16 protein-coding genes and 2 tRNA genes are annotated in these 17,438 nt (G+C 63.4%); 3 read left to right on the top strand and 15 right to left on the bottom strand.

Translation table 11 applies throughout. The features are described 5' to 3' along the window. Window positions 1–28 precede the first annotated feature (28 nt). Entirely contained in the window at window positions 29–436 is a 408-nt protein-coding gene (locus ACIQH5_RS10015; protein ID WP_400402613.1) for a hypothetical protein, read from the top strand. Between the two features lie 60 nt (window positions 437–496). On the opposite strand, the gene ACIQH5_RS10020 is transcribed toward ACIQH5_RS10015, so the two are convergent. The 14 genes from ACIQH5_RS10020 to ACIQH5_RS10085 all read right to left on the bottom strand — a co-directional run bounded on the left by ACIQH5_RS10020 (window position 497) and on the right by ACIQH5_RS10085 (window position 15,576). After that, a tRNA-Asn gene (locus ACIQH5_RS10020) sits at window positions 497–569 on the bottom strand. Between the two features lie 116 nt (window positions 570–685). Continuing rightward, window positions 686–758, bottom strand: a tRNA-Asn gene (locus tag ACIQH5_RS10025). Window positions 759–811: 53 nt separating this feature from the next. After that, complete coding sequence (gene dnaG / locus ACIQH5_RS10030) at window positions 812–2,695, bottom strand: DNA primase (RefSeq protein ID WP_400402615.1); 1,884 nt, start codon at window positions 2,693–2,695, stop codon at window positions 812–814. Window positions 2,696–2,767: 72 nt separating this feature from the next. Beyond that, a complete protein-coding gene (locus tag ACIQH5_RS10035) occupies window positions 2,768–4,084 on the bottom strand; it encodes a deoxyguanosinetriphosphate triphosphohydrolase (protein ID WP_400402618.1) in 1,317 nt (438 codons plus the stop codon). Between the two features lie 64 nt (window positions 4,085–4,148). After that, window positions 4,149–5,330 (bottom strand): tRNA dihydrouridine synthase DusB, encoded by a 1,182-nt coding sequence (dusB, locus tag ACIQH5_RS10040; protein ID WP_062067380.1) that lies wholly within the window; start codon window positions 5,328–5,330, stop codon window positions 4,149–4,151. A gap of 39 nt (window positions 5,331–5,369) precedes the next feature. Continuing rightward, the gene (locus ACIQH5_RS10045) at window positions 5,370–5,981 is read right to left on the bottom strand and encodes a response regulator (RefSeq protein WP_400402621.1); all 612 of its coding nucleotides are present in this window, start codon (window positions 5,979–5,981) and stop codon (window positions 5,370–5,372) included. Then, window positions 5,978–7,090, bottom strand: coding sequence for a sensor histidine kinase (locus ACIQH5_RS10050; protein ID WP_400402623.1), 1,113 nt, complete (start codon window positions 7,088–7,090; stop codon window positions 5,978–5,980). Before ACIQH5_RS10050 ends, ACIQH5_RS10045 begins: the two co-directional genes overlap by 4 nt. Window positions 7,091–7,120: 30 nt before the next feature. After that, complete coding sequence (locus ACIQH5_RS10055) at window positions 7,121–7,897, bottom strand: ABC transporter permease (protein ID WP_400402626.1); 777 nt, start codon at window positions 7,895–7,897, stop codon at window positions 7,121–7,123. Then, on the bottom strand, window positions 7,894–8,829 hold the full coding sequence (locus tag ACIQH5_RS10060; protein WP_400402628.1) for an ABC transporter ATP-binding protein: 936 nt from the start codon (window positions 8,827–8,829) through the stop codon (window positions 7,894–7,896). Before ACIQH5_RS10060 ends, ACIQH5_RS10055 begins: the two co-directional genes overlap by 4 nt. Window positions 8,830–8,931: 102 nt before the next feature. Beyond that, entirely contained in the window at window positions 8,932–10,407 is a 1,476-nt protein-coding gene (locus ACIQH5_RS10065) for a YibE/F family protein (RefSeq protein WP_400402630.1), read from the bottom strand. A 54-nt stretch (window positions 10,408–10,461) separates the two neighbouring features. Then, window positions 10,462–11,835 (bottom strand): FAD-binding oxidoreductase, encoded by a 1,374-nt coding sequence (locus ACIQH5_RS10070; protein WP_400402632.1) that lies wholly within the window; start codon window positions 11,833–11,835, stop codon window positions 10,462–10,464. A gap of 226 nt (window positions 11,836–12,061) precedes the next feature. Then, window positions 12,062–13,024, bottom strand: coding sequence for a GNAT family N-acetyltransferase (locus ACIQH5_RS10075; protein ID WP_400402634.1), 963 nt, complete (start codon window positions 13,022–13,024; stop codon window positions 12,062–12,064). A 2-nt stretch (window positions 13,025–13,026) separates the two neighbouring features. Beyond that, window positions 13,027–14,412, bottom strand: a complete 1,386-nt coding sequence (locus ACIQH5_RS10080) for a glycine--tRNA ligase (RefSeq protein ID WP_062067374.1) — start codon at window positions 14,410–14,412, stop codon at window positions 13,027–13,029. Between the two features lie 159 nt (window positions 14,413–14,571). Beyond that, window positions 14,572–15,576: a DMT family transporter gene (locus tag ACIQH5_RS10085; protein WP_400402636.1), complete on the bottom strand. Its 1,005-nt coding sequence runs from the start codon at window positions 15,574–15,576 to the stop codon at window positions 14,572–14,574. Between the two features lie 23 nt (window positions 15,577–15,599). Here ACIQH5_RS10085 and ACIQH5_RS10090 point away from each other — a divergent pair, with 23 nt between their 5' ends. Next, window positions 15,600–15,827, top strand: a complete 228-nt coding sequence (locus ACIQH5_RS10090; RefSeq protein WP_400402638.1) for an RNA-binding S4 domain-containing protein — start codon at window positions 15,600–15,602, stop codon at window positions 15,825–15,827. Between the two features lie 9 nt (window positions 15,828–15,836). Here the strand turns inward: ACIQH5_RS10090 and ACIQH5_RS10095 are convergent, their stop codons facing one another. Further along, the gene (locus tag ACIQH5_RS10095) at window positions 15,837–16,487 is read right to left on the bottom strand and encodes an alpha/beta hydrolase (RefSeq protein WP_400402640.1); all 651 of its coding nucleotides are present in this window, start codon (window positions 16,485–16,487) and stop codon (window positions 15,837–15,839) included. 70 nt (window positions 16,488–16,557) lie between these two features. Here ACIQH5_RS10095 and ACIQH5_RS10100 point away from each other — a divergent pair, with 70 nt between their 5' ends. Further along, the gene (locus ACIQH5_RS10100; protein WP_400402643.1) at window positions 16,558–17,421 is read left to right on the top strand and encodes an SGNH/GDSL hydrolase family protein; all 864 of its coding nucleotides are present in this window, start codon (window positions 16,558–16,560) and stop codon (window positions 17,419–17,421) included. The last annotated feature ends 17 nt before the right edge of the window (window positions 17,422–17,438 follow it).

The raw sequence follows: 17,438 nt of genomic DNA on the forward strand, positions 1-17,438 counted from the left end.
GGACCCGTACCGGCGATAAAGTTGTGATGTGCCCCCTTGGCAAGAGCTGCAGCCGCTTCCGGCACCCTGGCAGCGTCGGGATGAACGCATCCTGCCGCTGTGGTGGGACCGTCTGTGCTCGGTGACCAGCCCTCAGTCGGCTGCCCTCTACGCCGCCGGGCTTTTCACCGATGACCGTCGCCGCCCCATTGCCCAGTGGCACAACCCGGAAACGGGGGCCGCGCTGCTGGTCGCCCCCGAGACCTCGCCCGAGTGGCCAGTCCAACGCTTCGGCATCTTCTACGCGCCTCCTGGAGGCGGCTTCACCCGCGTCTACTCGGCTCCCCACGAATGGCATCCCCGGGAGCCCAGGACGCCGCCCACTGAACAGGATTCGTTCCTCGCCGCGGTGGCCGAGGCAGCCCGTTTCCTGCAAGTGGAGATGGACTTCGTCTAGGAAAGTCCAGGAAAAAAACGAACCCCGTACCAGCTAGAAAGCCGGTACGGGGTCCTGATGCTCCTCCGACTGGACTTGAACCAGTAACCCTTCGATTAACAGTCGAATGCTCTGCCAATTGAGCTACGGAGGAATGAAGCGGTTATGACTTTAGCAAAGGTTCTACCGGAATGCTAAATCGGCGCCGCATACCCCTCGGGGGTATAAAAATACCCCCGTTCCGAGTGATCGAAACGGGGGTATTGCGCGCTCCTCCGACTGGACTTGAACCAGTAACCCTTCGATTAACAGTCGAATGCTCTGCCAATTGAGCTACGGAGGAATGAAGCGGTTACTAGCTTAACAGGGGCCCGCCGGAAAGTGAAATCGGCGTTTTCAGCCATCCGAGCGGAGCGCCCTGCGCTCCATTTCAAGTTGCATCAGCTCACGGTTCAGCCGCTGAAACTCCTCCGGATTGGCTCCCGCGTCCAAGCGCTGCAGCTGCCCCATCTTGTCAGCCTTGATCCTGGTGATCTGCAATTCGAAAAGGCGGGCCAGGATGTCACGGCAGTACCGCTGCATCGCCTCGGCCGTGCTCGCCGGCAGGGGCGTCACCGCTAATTCGGAGACCAAAGCGCGCAGGGGCTCGGGGACTTCCTGGCGGACCTGCTCCACCCACGCCACAGGGTCATCCGAGTGGGCCAGGCCGGCGGCCCGTACGGCGGTGTGGACGGCCGCGTAGGCAGGAGTGTTGAATTGTGAGGCTTCGAAGCGCTCCCAGGCTCCCCCGCCCAGCACACCCGGCTCTTGGAGGACCACTTCCAGCGCTTGGCGTTCCATGCCGGCTATGGGGTCCCTGGGATCGGGCCGCTGGAAGACGGGACCGCTCGACGCCGGTGCTGCTGTGGTGGCCGCCGGGCCTGCGGGGCTGGCGGCGCCGCCACCGGATGCGGCCCGCTTGGCCGCTGCTCCCACGTAACCGCTGACTTCTTCGATAGGCATTCCCAGCCAACCGGCCAGGTTGCGCGTGTATCCGGGCCTCGTGGCGGAGTCCCGGATCTGCGCCACCACGGGGGCGGCTTCCCGAAGGGCAGCCACACGGCCTTCCACGGTATCCAGGTTGTGCCGCCGAAGAGTGGCCCGGATGGCAAACTCGAACAGGGGCTTGCGGGTGCTGATGAGTTCGCGCACCGCGGCGTCACCCTTGAGTTGGCGAAGATCACAGGGGTCCGCACCGGAGGGTTCCACAGCGACGTACGTCTGGGCGGTGAAGCGTTGGTCTTCTTCGAAAGCCCGCAGGGCAGCCTTCTGGCCGGCGGCGTCGCCGTCGAAGGTGAAGATGACCTCTCCCCCGCTGCCGTCGTCCGAGAGCAGCCGCCGGGCTACCTTGATGTGCTCGGTACCGAAGGCAGTACCGCAGGTGGCCACCGCCGTCGTGACCCCGGCAAGGTGACAGGCCATGACGTCCGTGTATCCCTCCACCACTACCAATTGCCGTTCCTTGGCGATGTTCCGCTTGGCGATGTCGATCCCGTAGAGGACCTGGGATTTCTTGTACAACGTGGTTTCAGGGGTGTTCAGGTATTTGGGGCCTTGGTCGTCCTCAAAGAGTTTGCGGGCACCGAACCCAATGGTGTCTCCCGCGATGTCCCTGATGGGCCAGATCAGCCTTCCGCGGAAGCGATCGTAAATTCCGCGGTTTCCTTCCGAGAACATCCCTGTGAGTTTCAACTCAGCATCCGTGAATCCACGGCCGCGGAGGTGCTTCAGCAGTCCGTCCCAGCCTTGGGGTGCGTAGCCCACGCCAAAATGTTCGGCGGCGGAGCGGTCGAATCCCCGGCCATCGAGGAAGTTGCGCCCTTCGGCCGCTCCGGGGGTCAGCAGCTGCGCGCGGAAGAACTCATCGGCGATCTTGTGGGCGTCCAACAGGCGTTGGCGTTTGCCCACTTCCTCGCGGCTGGGACCGGTTCCACCGTCCTCGTAGCGCAGCTCGTAGCCGATTCTGGCGGCCAGCTTCTCAACGGCCTCGTGGAACGAGCTATGGTCCATCTTCTGGACGAAGGAGATGGCGTCCCCGTCTTCGCCGCAACCGAAGCAGTGGTACCTGCCCACTTGCGGGCGGACAGTGAAGGAGGGTGAGCGTTCGTCGTGGAAGGGGCACAGGCCCTTGAAACTGCCCAGCCCGGCGCCCTTGAGGGTGACGTAACCGTCAACGACTTCCTTGATATCCGTGCGCTGGCGTACTTCGTCGATATCTTCACGTTTGATCAGGCCAGCCACGTGACCATCCTAGTCGCTTGCCCCACGAGTCCCCGCCGTTAACGGAACGCAGGAAGGGTTTACCAGAGGGGTTTACCAGAGCGAGGGAAGGCTGCCCACAAGCCGCTCGTACATTGCCAGCGCGGAGACGTCCGTCAGCGAGGCAACTTGGTCGATCACCACGCGCAGCCGCGCGCCGTCGTCGACGGCGTCACGCCAGTCCGCGGCGAACATCGGCTCCAAGTGACGGTCACCCGTGGCGTTCAAAACACCTACCAAGGCATGCAGCACCTCGCGTTGACGCTCGTACACCGGCTGGCGGTGGTCTGTGGAGATCACAAACGTGGTGGCAAGGCCCTTGAGGACGGCGATCTCGGTGACGGTGTCCTCGGGAACCATGAGCTCGGCGTCGTATCGGGTGAGGTTGGCCGGGCCGAAATGGGCGCGGGTGGTTTCCATGGCGCTCTGGCAGAACCGGCCGATCAGTTGGCTGGTCATGTCTTTCAGGGCGGCCATGGATTTCCGGCTGCCGTCTGCTTCGCGGACCCACACCTTGGTGGCCTCCAGCCGGGCAAGGGCGGCGTCAATTTCTGCGGGATCGTTGTGCGGCAGGTACCACTGCTTGGTGTAGCCCACAACGCGCGCCCGATGGTCCGGGTTCTCCATCCACTTCAACTGGAAGTGGCCGGCGACGATCGCGTCCTCCACATCGTGGACCGAGTAGGAAATATCATCTGCCAGGTCCATGACCTGCGCTTCGATGCAGGAACGGTTGCCCGGCGCACCCTCACGCAGCCACTCAAACACGGGAAGATCGTCCTCGTAGGCACCGAATTTGCTGGTGCGGTGGCCGTGGATCACGGGGGCGTCGACGGCGGACCACGGGTACTTGGACGCGGCGTCCAGGCTGGCGCGGGTCAGGTTCAGTCCTGCCGGCCTGCCGTCCTCGGCGAGCACTTTGGGTTCGAGCCTGGTCAACAGCCGCAGGGTCTGGGCGTTACCTTCGAAGCCGCCAATGGTGTGCGCTACTTCGTTCAGGGCGGACTCACCGTTGTGGCCGAACGGTGGATGACCAAGATCGTGGCTCAGGCATGCAGTATCCACCACGTCAGGATCACAGCCGAGGGAGCGGCCCAGTTCGCGGCCTACTTGCGCCACTTCCAAGCTGTGGGTCAGCCTGGTTCGGACGAAGTCATCCGTGTCCGGGGCGACTACCTGCGTTTTTGCACCGAGCCTGCGCAGTGCCGAAGAGTGCAGGACCCTGGCGCGGTCCCGCTCAAAATCGGAGCGATAGTTGCTCTTGCGCGGCTCTTCAACCCACCGCGCGGAATCGGCCTCGGCGTAACCGGGAATGGCCAGCACAAAATCATGTGCCGTCCCGTCGTGGCCAAGTATCGCTTCGGTTCCCATGGGTATCTGCCTCCTTCAAGCGCCGGGGTGTGGAGCTTCTAGAGTCAGTCTTACACGTGTGAGGCTAGCCGCCCGAAACGTCCAGCTCCGCGGCTGAGATATCCGCGCTCTGTTCAGCGTTCAGCTGACGGCTCACCAGCCAGTCCTTGGGCAACGCAGGCTTCTTTGGCGAGCCCGCACGGCCGCGGGGGCCCTCGGAATCGACTCCCGGGTAAGGCGAGTCCATGTCCAGCTCATCAAGGTATTCGCGCAGCACCTCGAGGGTGGGCACGGTGGCCAGCTTGGCGCGGAGTTCTCCGCCCACCACGTAGCCCTTGAAGTACCAGGCCATGTGCTTGCGGATTTCGCGCAGCGCCTTGTATTCGTCGTTGCCGAAGGTCTCCACCATCAGCTCGGCGTGGCGGTAGACGCCCTCAGCCACTTCACGGAGTCCGGGGCGGTGCCGCTGGTCGCTGCCTTCGAAGGCCGCCTGGAGGTCGCCGAAGAGCCAGGGGCGGCCCTGGCAGCCGCGGCCCACCACGACGCCGTCCACGCCTGTTTCGCGCACCATGCGGACTGCATCTTCCGCGGACCAAATGTCGCCATTGCCCAGCACCGGGATGTCCGGCAGAGCCTCGCGGAGGCGGGCAATGGCGGACCAATCGGCCTGGCCGGAATAGAACTGCGCGGCCGTCCGGCCGTGAAGGGCGACGGCGGCCACTCCTGCGTCGCGGGCGATGCGGCCGGCGTCGAGGTACGTCAGGTGGTCCTCATCAATGCCTTTACGCATCTTGATGGTGAGCGGAATGCCGCCCTTGGAGGCTTCCTTGACCGCTGTGTTGACGATGGAGGTGAAGAGGTCGATCTTCCACGGGAGGGCTGAACCGCCTCCGCGCCGGGTGACCTTGGGCACGGGGCAGCCGAAGTTAAGGTCGATGTGATCGGCCCGGTCCTCGTCAACGAGCATGCGAACCGCGGCACCCACGGTCACCGGATCCACGCCGTAGAGCTGCACAGAACGGACTTTCTCGTCCTCATCGTGCGAGATGATGCGCAACGATTCCGGTGTCCGTTCCACCAGGGCACGGGACGTCACCATCTCCGCCACGTACATGCCGCCGCCGTATTCACGGCAGAGCCTGCGGAAGGCAGAGTTGGTGATGCCCGCCATGGGGGCAAGGATTACCGGGGTGTCCACGGTAATCCCGCCGAGCTTCAAAGGCGGGAGCTCGAGCTTTGGTGCGGGGGGCGTTGCTACTACAGTCACCCATCCATTGTTGCAAATGTGGGCAAATCGGGGGCTGCCCTAAAGAAGCCAGCCGTTGTCCTCGGCCAATCGGACCGCTTCGGCCCTGGTTCTTCCCCCTGTCTTGGCCATCGCCGCGGACAGGTAGTTCCGCACTGTCCCTTCGGAGAGCATCGCGGCTTTGGCAATGTCTGCCACGGTGCCGCCGTCGGACGCTGCCCGAAGCACCTCTGCCTCACGTTCGGTCAGCGGGCTGTCACCGGAGGCCAACGATTCGGCGGCGAGGGCGGGATCCACCACCCGCAGTCCGCGATGCACGCGCCGAACAGCCTCGGCGAGCTGCCGCGCAGGCGTGTCCTTGACCACGAACCCCGAAGCGCCGGCCTGCATAGCCCGCCTGAGGTAGCCGGGCCGCCCAAAAGTGGTGACCATGAGGACCCGGCATGAAGGAGCCGCCCGGCGGACAGCAGCTGCGGCGCTGATGCCATCCAATCCGGGCATCTCGACATCGAGCATCGCTACGTCCGCGGAATATTCCACCACGGCGTCTGCCACCCCAATGCCGTCGCCCAGCTCTGCAACCACCTCGATATCCGGTTCGAGACCCAGCAAAGCGGCCAGAGCCCCACGGACCAATGCTTGGTCATCGGCAATCACCAAACGGATAGTCATACCTCAACAGCCAATCTGAACCCTCCCAGGTCACTCGAGCCCACATGGACGCTGCCACCGGCAGCCGCTGTTCTTTCCCGGATGCCGGTCAGGCCGTTACCGAAGAATTCCGAGGCACCCGGGCCCACGCCGTCGTCCTCCACCAACACGCTCGACGCCGTCAACAGGACGCGGCAGCGCCCGGCGCCTGAGTGCCGCACCACATTAGTGATGCCTTCCCGGAGCACCCAGCCGAACAGCTCCCGGTGCCTGGCCGGGACTTGTTCCACGGTGCCCGGCAATTCGGCAGTTATCCCAGCCGACTCCAGCGCTGTCCGGGCCGCTGCGAGTTCGGCGAGGACGTTGACGCCCCGATACCCCGCAACCGTTGCCCTGACATCCGCGAGCGCGCCGCGGGCAAGATCCTGCACATCGCTGATCTCAGCGGCCGCCCGGTCCGTGGCCGGACCCGGAGGCGATCCTTCCATCAACCGTCCTGCCAGTTCGGCCTTGATGGCGATCACCGTCAAGGAATGGCCCAGGATGTCATGCATGTCCCGGGCAACCCGGCTTCGTTCCGCAGCAACGGCGGCGTCAGCCAGTTCGGTTTGGGCCGCACGCAACTGGACAGTCTGCCGGATCAATCGGGCGAAGGAGGACATCATCAAACCGAGCGACAGGATCAGGGCCGGCTGGAAGAGCGCCTGCTCCGGGGTGCCGGTGGCCAGTTCCGTTGCCAAGGACACAGCCGCCATGGCGACGATGAGGACGAAGTCCACGAAGGGCGGCAGCACCGTCATGGCGATGGCACAAGCGAGGAAAGGCCACGTCCATAGCGCCTCCTTGCCGATCATGAGAATGACCAGGCCGTTCAATGCCAGCAGGATCCCCGTACATGCGAGTCCTGTCCGGGGGCCGCGGCTCCGGCTGAACATCGGCAGGACGGCGTAGGCGGCGAAGAAAGCCACCAGCGACGCGGAAGCGGCGACCTTCCAGAGCACAGGTTCGTCCACCGACCACACCAGGTTCCACGTGGGCCAGGCCCACAGGATGATGGAGAATCCGGCTCCGACAAACCATTTGCGGGGTCCGGGCCCACGGAACGTATCACCAAGGCTCGGGCTGCTCATGGATCCCACAATAGTCACTGCAGGACGGGCTCAGACACGCTTGGTGTCACGGCGGAAGGCCATGGCGGCCCCGCCAACAAAGATGGCCAGCCACACCAGGACATTGACGATCCACACGGCATCAAACTCGCCAGTGATAGGGCTGCGCGCCAGCTGCCCGATCCCGTAAGCGGGCGTGAACCTGGCAATCTCGCCAAAGGTGTCCCCCATGATTTCTATCGGCATGAACAGCCCTCCCAGCATGGCAAGGATGGCAAGGGCCGGGCCAAGGATCTGCATGACGTTCTGGCTTGGCATGAGATAGCCGACGAACAAGCCAAGAGCCGCGAAAACAAGGGATCCCAGCCAGGCGACCAACCCGGCGGTCAGCCAGATCCGGGGGTCCATGGTTACCCCGGCCAAAGCACCAATAATGAACTGGGCGATGACGGCCATCAGGGACAAGGTCAGCGCTGCCGCTGCCTTGACCGCGATATAAGCGCCAGGCAGCAACGGGGTGAGGCGCAATTGCCGGCTCCAGCCCTGCGCCCGCTCAACGGCTACTTGGCTGCCCGCCCCTGTGGCTGCCGTCATGGCGGCGTAAACGGTGAGACTGATCAGGATGTACTGCCCATAGCTATGGCCGTTGGGAAGAAGCTGGTCCTTATTGGACAGTCCAAAGATGAAGAAGAAAATCGCGGGCATGAGGACCGTGAAGATGATGGTCCTGCGGTTACGGAGCATCCGCTTGATTTCGATCCACAGGAAGGTGCTGTTGATGCCTCCGGCGGAAGGTTTGCGGTCCTGGATGGCTGTTGTCTGGCTCATGCCCGGTCTCCTTCAAGTGCGTGCTGGACTCCCGTGCCGGGTTCGTCCGCAGTGAGGGCCACGAAGGCTTCCTCGAGGTTGTTGGCCACTACTTCAAGGTCGTGGGCACCGGTGTTGTTGAGCAGGTAGCGGACTACGGAATCCGAGTCGGCGGTACGAACGGTGACCCGGCCGGCGTCGTACTCCACTGCGGCGGCAGGAGGCAGTCCTGCCAGCCGTTCCCGGTCCCCCGGCGGCAGTGTTGCGCGCACGGTCCTTCCGGAGGCCAGGTTCTTGACCTGGGCCGCGGTGCCATCGGCAACGATGGTTCCCTGGCGCACCAGCACAATCCGGTCAGCGTAGGCGTCCGCTTCTTCGAGGTAGTGGGTGGCGAAGATGACAGTGCGCCCTCGCGAGGCATCGGCCCGGATGGCGGACCAAAAGTCACGGCGGCCGGCCACATCCATGCCGGTGGTTGGCTCGTCCAGGATGAGAAGCCCGGGGTCGGAGACCAAGGCCATGGCGAAGCGAAGGCGCTGCTGCTGGCCACCGGAACACTTCTCCACCTTCCGGTCAGCAATGTCCAGGATGCCGGCGCGGGTCAGGACTTCGTCCACAGGGCGGGAGGAGTCGAACATCGCCGCGGTGAGCTGCACGGTCTCACGAACACTGATATCCCGCAGCAAGCCGCCCGTCTGCATCACCGCAGCTACCTGTCCCCTGGCAATCGCTGCCCGCGGTGTACGCCCGAAAACGGACACGGTGCCCGTGTCCGGGGTGCTGAGCCCCAGGATCATGTCGATAGTGGTGGTCTTGCCGGCGCCGTTGGGTCCCAGGAAGGCCACAACCTCCCCCTGCTGCACCGTCAGGTCCAGCCCGCGGACAGCGTGGACCTTCCCGAAGCTCTTGTGAAGTCCTTCAGCCTGAATTGCCGGCACATCTGTCATTGTCATGGCTCTCCCTGGAATTGGCGTGGTCTACCAATTCAAGCCGGGAAGAGCCTCATGCACCCGTAGCGGGTGTCACGCATCCTGGATGACAAATGTCATGAGCGCTTACTCCGGGCTGCGCCGCTCCGCTTCGCGCTGGGCGCGGCGGCTGCCCGGGCGTGCCGGTTTGCCAGGAGCGCCAAGGCGCGTCTCGGCGTCGTGCGTGTCTTGCGGACCGGAACCCACGACGGCGGCAGCTGCTGCCAGCGAACCGGTGTCCTTGAGGTCATCGGCACTAACAGCCGGTCCAGCCGATGAGGCGAGCCGCTTCATGCCCGTGGCTTTAACCACCAGGACGGCGATCAGCGTGGTCACCGGAATCGCGAGGACCAGACCAATGGAACCCACCAAGGTACGGATGACTTCTTCGGACAGCTCGGCACTGGTCAGAGCCTCAGCGAGCGGCCGGTCGTACAGCATCACGATGATGAGGATCGGAAGCGCTGCGCCCGCGTAGGCAAAGGCGATGGTGTACACAGTGGAGGCGATGTGGTCCCGGCCGATCCGCATGGCCGAGGAGAACAGCTTGCGGGCACTGGTATTGGGGGCCAGCTCGTAGAGCTCCCACACTGCCGAGGACTGGGTAATGGTGACGTCGTTGAGCACGCCGAGTCCGGAAACAATCAGGCCGCAGAGGATGATCCCGGAAATGGAAATCTGCGGTGACATATTCACCAACGTGGAGGCGTCGTGGTTCCCCACACCCGCCAAATTAGCGGCATCCGTGGCCCACGCCGCTAACAGCGCGGTAATGCTGAGCCCAAAAATAGTGCCCAGCAAAGCCGTCGACGTCCGCGCAGAGAATCCATGCGCGAAATACAGGACCCCGATCATGATCACCGTGGAGCCCACCAAAGCCAGCAGCAGCGGCGGCTTGCCTTCCACCAAACCCGGCAGAATGAAACTGACCAGGACGAAGTACGCACCCACAAGGCCAAGAAGCGCCCGGAAGCCACGCCAACGCGCCACCGCGATGACAACTGCTGCGTACAGGACAGCAAGGAAGGCTATGGGGATGCTGCGGACGAAGTCCACAAAAACGTAGGCGGGAGCGCCGCTGCCGGCATTGGTACCTTGGACGGCGGACAGGTTGAGGTACCGGATGGAGTCCCCCACGTCCACGCCGTGGGACATGGCGACATCAGGGTTGATGACCACCTTGACTACGTCCCCGCCCTTGTCCGGCTCCGTAAAGGCGAACGTGCACTGGGATCCGGCGGACTGGTTGTTCTGGTTGGAATCCGTTTGACTTTGATCCGTTTGGCCAGGTGTGGACTGGCCCGTCTGCGTGCAGCTTTCCACCACCACGCTTTGGATCCGGCCGGTATCGAAGGTGACCCCCGGAGCGGCCTGATAAGGACTCGAGAACGAGATTCCTTCCCGGCTGCCGGAGGGCCACAGGACCATCATGGCTACGAGCGTCAGGACGCCCACTGGAACAAGAATGGCCGCGAGAATCCAGTTGGCCCTCTTCCGCGACGCGAGCGCCTGCGGGGTGGGATCGGACTCTTCAGAACGTCCGTGGGAGTGACCGTGGCCCATCAGCAGCAAAACCTCATGCCTTAACCCTACGCGGGCAGGCAGAGCTCTCCTGACTCAGACAGGCGCGATGTTCTGGTTTGCCCGGAAGAGATTGCCGGGATCGTATTTGCCCTTGATGGCCACCAGTCTCTCCCAATTTGGTCCGTAGTTGTCCGCCACCCGGTTCTGGTCCTCGGAATCCATGAAGTTGATGTAACCGCCGGCCTCCGAATGCGGCGCGAGGGCCGCTGCGTACTGACGTGCCCACGCGATGTTGGCTGCGTTATCCGCCGGGTCCGGCCACTGCGTGGCGATGACCGGAGCGAACTTCATGTCGCGGTGGGCGAAAGCGGTGTCCTGGACACCCACGCGGGATACTGCCCCGTCGATCGGGTAAACATGCACCGCGGTGTTTACGCTGGTAACAGTTGCTCCGAATTCGGCATGGGCGCCGATGGCACCGTCATTGAGGTCACGGAGGAAGTTGGCCTTCCAATAGCCTTGCATCCCTTTCTGGTTGAGACCGTCGAAGGCCACGTTCAGGGCTGGATAGGGCATGGGACCCACCATCGATCCCGCTACGGGAGCGGCCTCGAGGAAGGGTTGCCAGCGTGCTTCGCCTTCGGCCGGATCGCCAGTCCACATTCCCACCACCACGCACACAGACTTGCCATGCCACTCCTCCGGAAGGAAAGGTACGGGCGGTCCCTGGTGGAAGCCGAGGAAGGCCCCGAATTCCTCGGGCGCGGAAGCTATGTACTCGCGGTAGAAGCGAGCCACGGCGGGGATGTTCTCAGCCCCGTAGATGATGATGCCGGCATAGACCATGTCCACGGGATGGAGCTGAAATTCCAATGACGTCACCACCCCAAAATTTCCGCCCCCGCCCCGGATGGCCCAGAACAAGTCTTCATTACGTTCGTTGTTGGCGATGAGGAAATTGCCGTCAGCGGTCACCACATCTGCCGAGACCAGGTTGTCGCAAGAGAGGCCATGTTTACGGGTCAAGTACCCTATACCCCCTCCCAGCGTCAGCCCGGCCACCCCCGTGGATCCAACGATCCCGCCGGTAGTTGCCAGCCCAAAGGCGTGTGTGGCGTGGTTGAAGTCGGCCCACGTGGTACCCGCTTCGGCACGCGCCGTGCGTGCTTCCGGATCCACCCTTACGCCGGTGCGGTTGACGAAGTCCAGCACCAGCCCATCGTCCCAGGTGCCGAAGCCTGGTGCGCTGTGCCCACCGCCCCTGATGGCAAGCGGCATGTGGTTCTCGCGGGCAAAGTTCACTCCGGCGATGACGTCGGATATTTGCGAGACACGGAGGATACCCACGGGGCGCTTGTCCACCATGGCGTTGAAGACGGCCCGAGCGGAGTCGTAGTCAGGATCGTCGGGAGTGATGAGTTGCCCGCGCAACTGTTCCCGCAGCCCATCGAGGGCTATTTGGTTCATTTTCTTTACCACCGATACAGATGAGAGACCGATCAGTTCCACACGCCGCTTCCCTCCAGCGGTGGCAGCGTGGGGGTTTACTCCGATAGGCCTACTCCTGCACCCGGGCAGCGTCAATCATCTTTATTAACCAGGCCGGTCCACGGCAGCGACGGGCTTAAACACAAGGATCCTGCCGTCCGCTGTAGTCAGCGGGAGGCAGGATCCTGACGTGCAGAAACAGTGGTCAGTCGCTCACAATCAGCGTATCTGCGCCGCGAACATGGGCCTTGCCGGATTCCAACAGCGGATCAAGAACCGTGCGGAGCGCCGTCATGGACTCGTCAACTTCCAACAAGACCGGGTGCTGGTAGGCGATGAGTGCCAGCAGGTCCCGGACCGCGGCCGCTGCTTCCTCGGCGGAGAGCAGGGGGTCGTGTCCGAGGAAGACATCCGAAGGCTCGTCGGAGTCGCCTTGGGCATAGCTGATGGCGAACGCCTGGATCTTGCCCTTGCGGCTGGCAGGAACGCCTTGGCCGAAAGCACTCGCTTTAGGTGCGCGCAACACAATGGCCCCATGGGCTCCTGTGAGGTCGTGCAGGAACAAGCGCTGCACGGTGGCAATGCTCAGTTCCCCGGGGCTGTCCCAGTGGTGGACATGTGAGTAGTACTTGCCCACCACATCGCTCAGTTCCACCGAACCCGTAGCCAGGTCCTCCACGCGCTCTGCAGCAGCTTCCTCGGAACCGTCGCCGAAGCGCGGCAAAGACAAGGGCTCCGGCTTCACCACCACCAGCTGCGAACGCTGGATGGGGGCAAGTCCCGCTGCCGCAGCAAATGCCGCACCGGCAGTGTCCGGCTCCACTTTGCTGCGCAGTTTGGAAACGCCCGACGGCGAGTTCCCGGCTTCACGGCGCAACATGGTCAGCAGGGTGGCACCCACGCCTTCACGGCGGTGGTCCTTGGCAACCTCAACGTACGCCCAGAGTCGTTCCGGGTGCAGCGAAGCTTCATGGACTACACCGGCCGCGACGGGAATCCGGACACCGTCCACCACGTCCTCCGCCACGATGCAGCGGCGCCACGGCTGGTTGCTCGAAGGCGCCAGTGCCGCACGGAACTGCTCCGCGGGAAGAGTCTCCGGGCCGCCCCAGATTTCCAGGAGGGCGAGGTCGTCGCCGTCCTTCCATTCGCGGTAATCCAAAGCCACGGCTAAGCGCCGATCAGGTGTGCTGCCAAGTAACCCTCAACCTTGTCCAGGGACACGCGTTCCTGGCTCATGGTGTCGCGCTCACGAATGGTGACGGCCTGGTCTTCCAGGGTGTCGAAGTCCACGGTGATGCAGAACGGGGTACCGATTTCGTCCTGGCGACGGTAGCGGCGGCCGATGGCGCCGGCGTCGTCGAAGTCGATGTTCCAGTTCTTGCGCAGCTGGGCGCCCAGCGCCTTTGCCTTCGGGGACAAGTCCTCGTTACGGCTCAGCGGCAGGACGGCGGCCTTGACCGGGGCCAGGCGCGGATCCAGCTTCAGCACGGTGCGGACATCGACGCCGCCCTTGGCGTTAGGTGCCTCGTCCTCGGTGTAGGCGTCGATCAGGAAGGCCATGAAGGAGCGGGTCAGGCCGGCGGCGGGCTCGATGACGAACGGGGTGTAGCGCTCGTTGGTGGCCTGGTTGAAGTAGCTCAGGTCCGTGCCGGAGGCCTTGGCGTGCGTGGAGAGATCGAAGTCCGTGCGGTTGGCGATGCCCTCAAGCTCGCCCCACTCGGAGCCCTGGAAACCGAAGCGGTACTCAATGTCCGTGGTGCCCTTGGAGTAGTGGCTGAGCTTCTCCAACGGGTGCTCAAAGAAGCGCAGGTTGTCTTCACGAATACCCAGGCCCGTGTACCAGGACATGCGTTCCTTCATCCAGTACTGGTGCCACTCTTCGTCCGTGCCGGGCTCGACGAAGAATTCCATTTCCATCTGCTCGAACTCGCGGGTACGGAAGATGAAGTTACCCGGAGTGATTTCGTTACGGAACGACTTGCCGATCTGGCCAATGCCGAACGGCGGCTTCTTCCGGGAGGTGGTGAGGACGTTGTTGAAGTTCACAAAAATGCCCTGGGCAGTTTCCGGACGCAGGTAGTGCATGCCCTCGTCGCTGGCCACCGGGCCGAGGAACGTCTTGAGCAAGCCAGAGAATTCCTGGGGCTCGGTCCACTGACCGCGGGTGCCGCAGTTGGCGCAGGCGATGTCCGCGAGGCCGTTTTCTGCCGGGCGGCCCTTCTTTTCCTCGTACTCTTCCTCGAGGTGGTCGGCGCGGTAGCGCTTGTGGCAGGAAAGGCACTCAACCAGGGGGTCGGAGAAGACATCCACGTGACCGGATGCTTCCCATACCTGGCGGGGAAGGATGACCGAAGAGTCCAGGCCTACAACGTCCTCGCGGCCGCGAACCATGCTCTGCCACCACTGGCGCTTGATGTTTTCCTTCAGTTCAGCACCGAGGGGACCGTAGTCCCACGCCGAACGGGAGCCACCATAGATTTCACCGGCCTGGAAGACAAAGCCCCTCCGCTTGGAGAGGGAAATGACCTGGTCAAGGACGGATTTTGCTGCCATGGGTAACTCCATTTGTTCTACAGGGCCGCTGGGTGCGGTCCGCGGTGGTTTGCCCCGGAATCCGGACGAGGTTGTCCGGCGGGGTGCTGGGGGAAAGTTTGTTGTAAGTACTGTGCTCTACTGCGGGAAAGTACACGGAAATACTGTCCGATACTTACCCTACCGGCCTTTGGCCGTTGATCTTCGTGCGAAAGCTCCCTTGGGCCAGGGCAGGGTGGCCACGATGATCGCGGCGAGCGTCAGCACCGTACCCAGCACCGTGGGCAAGGCGACCACTGCGCCGGGACTGGGGATCACGACGTCGAGCACCAACGAGCCCACCAACTGCCCGGCGATCATGCCCAAACCCGTGATCAGGACGCCAAGGCTGCGGACCAGCAACGCCGCCAGGCCGATGAAGAGGCACCCCATGGGGCCACCGAGGTAGTACCACCACTCAGCGGGCAGCGGATTTCCCGGCCCCGCCACGGCCAGCTTGATGATCCACGCGATCCACAAAATGGCTGACCCGGCAATGAAGTTCACCAGCGTGGCGGCGATTGGCGTCCCATAGTGCACGGTGGCGGTTCCGTTCATTGCCTGCTGGAAGCTCATGAAGAAACCGGCGGCCAACGGCAGCAGGATGGGTAACACGAGCGAGGCGATGTCGGCGTCGCCGCCGAACCGAGGTGAAACAGCCCAGGCGACGGCGGCCACGGTGAGGACGCTGCCCAGGATCCGGACGCCGGTGATGGCCCGTTTACCTCCCGGGCCGATTCCCATGCGGTCCACAAGCAGGCCACTGAGCGTTTGTCCGGTGACGGCCGCGACGGTGAACAACGCAACACCCAGCAGTGCCACAGTGAACGACTGGGCAAAGACAAACAACGCGCCGATGGCACCGGCCATGACATAGAAGCGGGGAAAACTACGGTTCCGGACGGCAGGAATGATCCGCTGCAGGCCGGCCCTGCCCCGGGGTGTGGCCAGAGAAATAGCACTGATGAGCAGGAGCCCTGTGGTGAAGCTCACCACAGACGCGGCGATGCCGTCGTCCAGTTTCGCGCCGAGAGCCCCGTTGATCCTTGCTTGGAGAGGGATGACCAGGCCGGTCGCTACGGCAATAGGGAGGCCAATGACCAGCGGGAGGGTGGGACGGGGAGAAGGCTGCGGCACCGTCACCACACTACTTCAGGCATCATTGCTGTATGAGCAACCCCGAAATTGAAGAGATCCCCATCCGCGACGACATGATCCGCCTGGGCCAGCTGTTGAAGCTCGCCAACTTGGTGGAGGACGGCGTTGAAGCCACGGAGCTCATCAAGAACGGCTTGGTTAAGGTCAACAACGAAATTGACGACCGCCGCGGACGCCAACTCCACGTCGGCGATACCGTCACCGTCAACGGCCAGACGGTCCGGATCACCACCGCCTGATGTCCCCCGCTAGTCAGTGAGGACCTTGTGGGTGAGGAATTCGCCCACGTGTCCGATCTCCTGCTGGTTGATGCCGTGCCACATCCCCGTGTAGAGCACTTTGGTGAGGTCAACGTGCTTTCGTACCCACCCCATGGTGTATTCGATCTTGTCCTGGGTGATCACGGGGTCCTGCTGGTCACGGCCCCAGAACATCGGCAACGTTCCATCCAGTTCATCGTCCCGGAAGGCGGCGTCAGCGCCGGCGTCGATCACAAAGCCTGACAGCCCGACGACGGCGGCGAAGTCCGCGGGACGGTAGCGGAGCATGGTGGTGGCCATGGCCATGCCCATGGAGAAGCCCAACAACGTCACTGACGAGTGGTTCGCTTTGACCGTGTCCAGCCATTCAAGGGCGTACTCGGCCGCTTGCTTCACGGCGTCCAGTGAGTAGTCGATGGATGCTGTCAGGGGGAACCAGGTGAAGCCCGGGCCCATGGGCATCGGCGCGCGAAGGGCAGCTACTACAAAGCCTTCGGGAAGCAACCCGGCCAAGCTGAAGAGGTCGTCCTCGTTGGAGCCGTAGCCGTGCAGCAGGACCAGGAGGGGCTTGCCTGCGCGTTCGGCTTCGTCGTGGGACCACAGGACAACGGGGGCTGGAAATGAGGGTGCTTCAGTCATGGGTCCATTCTTGCAGTTACCCACAAGTAACAACCTACGGTGGCGTAGGGTCGACGTCACGGTGCAGGATATGAGCGTGAGTGAGAACAATCCTTTACTGAAGCCGGGCGAGCCTCTACTGAAGCCGGACGAGCCCGTTCAAAAGCACCCATGGACCCGCTATGTGGCCTTGGGTGACTCCTTCACCGAGGGCATCGGCGACCCCGAACCCAGGAACCCCGGCGGTCACCGTGGGTGGGCGGATCGGGTGGCCGAGGAATTGGGCCGCGGTCAAGAGGACTTCGCCTACGCCAACCTTGCCATCCGCGGCAGGCTCCTGCAGCAGATCATCGATGAACAAGTGGGCCCCTGCTTGGAACTGCAGCCGGACCTGGTGTCCATTTCGGCTGGCGGCAATGACCTCATCCGCCCAGGCGGCGATCCCGACCTGTTGGCCGAAAAGCTCGACGCCGCCGTAGCTGAGCTGAGCTCGGGCGGCGCTACCGTGGTCCTTTTCAATGGTCCGGACACGGCAGCATCGGTCCTGGGGCGTATCCGCGGCAAGGTTGCCATTTACAACGAGAACCTCCGGACAGTGGCCGCACGCCACGACGCCATCATCGCGGACATGTGGTCCTTGCGGCAGTTGTCGGACCCTCAAATGTGGGATGCGGACCGCCTGCATTTCTCGCCGCTTGGCCACCACACCATCGCCATGATGGTGCTTGAAGCACTGAACGTCCACCACACGCTTGAGCCCTTGCTGCCTAAGTCCCTGCCGCCCCGCACCTGGCGTGAGGCAAGGTCATCCGACCTCGTGTGGGCCCGCGAGTACTTTGTTCCGTGGGTGATCCGGCGGCTTCGGCACCAGTCCTCCGGCGATGGCATCACTCCAAAGCGTCCGACGCCGGGACCCGTCTTCGGCTCTACCGGCACCCTCCTGCCGCGCCGCTGACGTGACGCCCGTTCCTG

Origin of the sequence: Paenarthrobacter sp. NPDC091711 (genome assembly GCF_044756605.1) — a bacterium.
Classification (GTDB): Bacteria; Actinomycetota; Actinomycetes; order Actinomycetales; family Micrococcaceae; genus Arthrobacter.

Bases quoted from the DNA above. Each gene is read 5' to 3' on its own strand.
- ACIQH5_RS10035 (WP_400402618.1), bottom strand. From the start codon at position 4,084: ATGGGAACCGAAGCGATACTTGGCCACGACGGGACGGCACATGATTTT.
- ACIQH5_RS10055 (WP_400402626.1), bottom strand. From the start codon at position 7,897: ATGAGCCAGACAACAGCCATCCAGGACCGCAAACCTTCCGCCGGAGGC.
- ACIQH5_RS10080 (WP_062067374.1), bottom strand. From the start codon at position 14,412: ATGGCAGCAAAATCCGTCCTTGACCAGGTCATTTCCCTCTCCAAGCGG.
- ACIQH5_RS10050 (WP_400402623.1), bottom strand. From the start codon at position 7,090: ATGAGCAGCCCGAGCCTTGGTGATACGTTCCGTGGGCCCGGACCCCGC.
- ACIQH5_RS10045 (WP_400402621.1), bottom strand. From the start codon at position 5,981: ATGACTATCCGTTTGGTGATTGCCGATGACCAAGCATTGGTCCGTGGG.
- ACIQH5_RS10070 (WP_400402632.1), bottom strand. From the start codon at position 11,835: ATGAACCAAATAGCCCTCGATGGGCTGCGGGAACAGTTGCGCGGGCAA.
- ACIQH5_RS10100 (WP_400402643.1), top strand. From the start codon at position 16,558: ATGAGCGTGAGTGAGAACAATCCTTTACTGAAGCCGGGCGAGCCTCTA.
- ACIQH5_RS10095 (WP_400402640.1), bottom strand. From the start codon at position 16,487: ATGACTGAAGCACCCTCATTTCCAGCCCCCGTTGTCCTGTGGTCCCAC.
- ACIQH5_RS10090 (WP_400402638.1), top strand. From the start codon at position 15,600: ATGAGCAACCCCGAAATTGAAGAGATCCCCATCCGCGACGACATGATC.
- ACIQH5_RS10065 (WP_400402630.1), bottom strand. From the start codon at position 10,407: ATGGGCCACGGTCACTCCCACGGACGTTCTGAAGAGTCCGATCCCACC.
- ACIQH5_RS10060 (WP_400402628.1), bottom strand. From the start codon at position 8,829: ATGACAATGACAGATGTGCCGGCAATTCAGGCTGAAGGACTTCACAAG.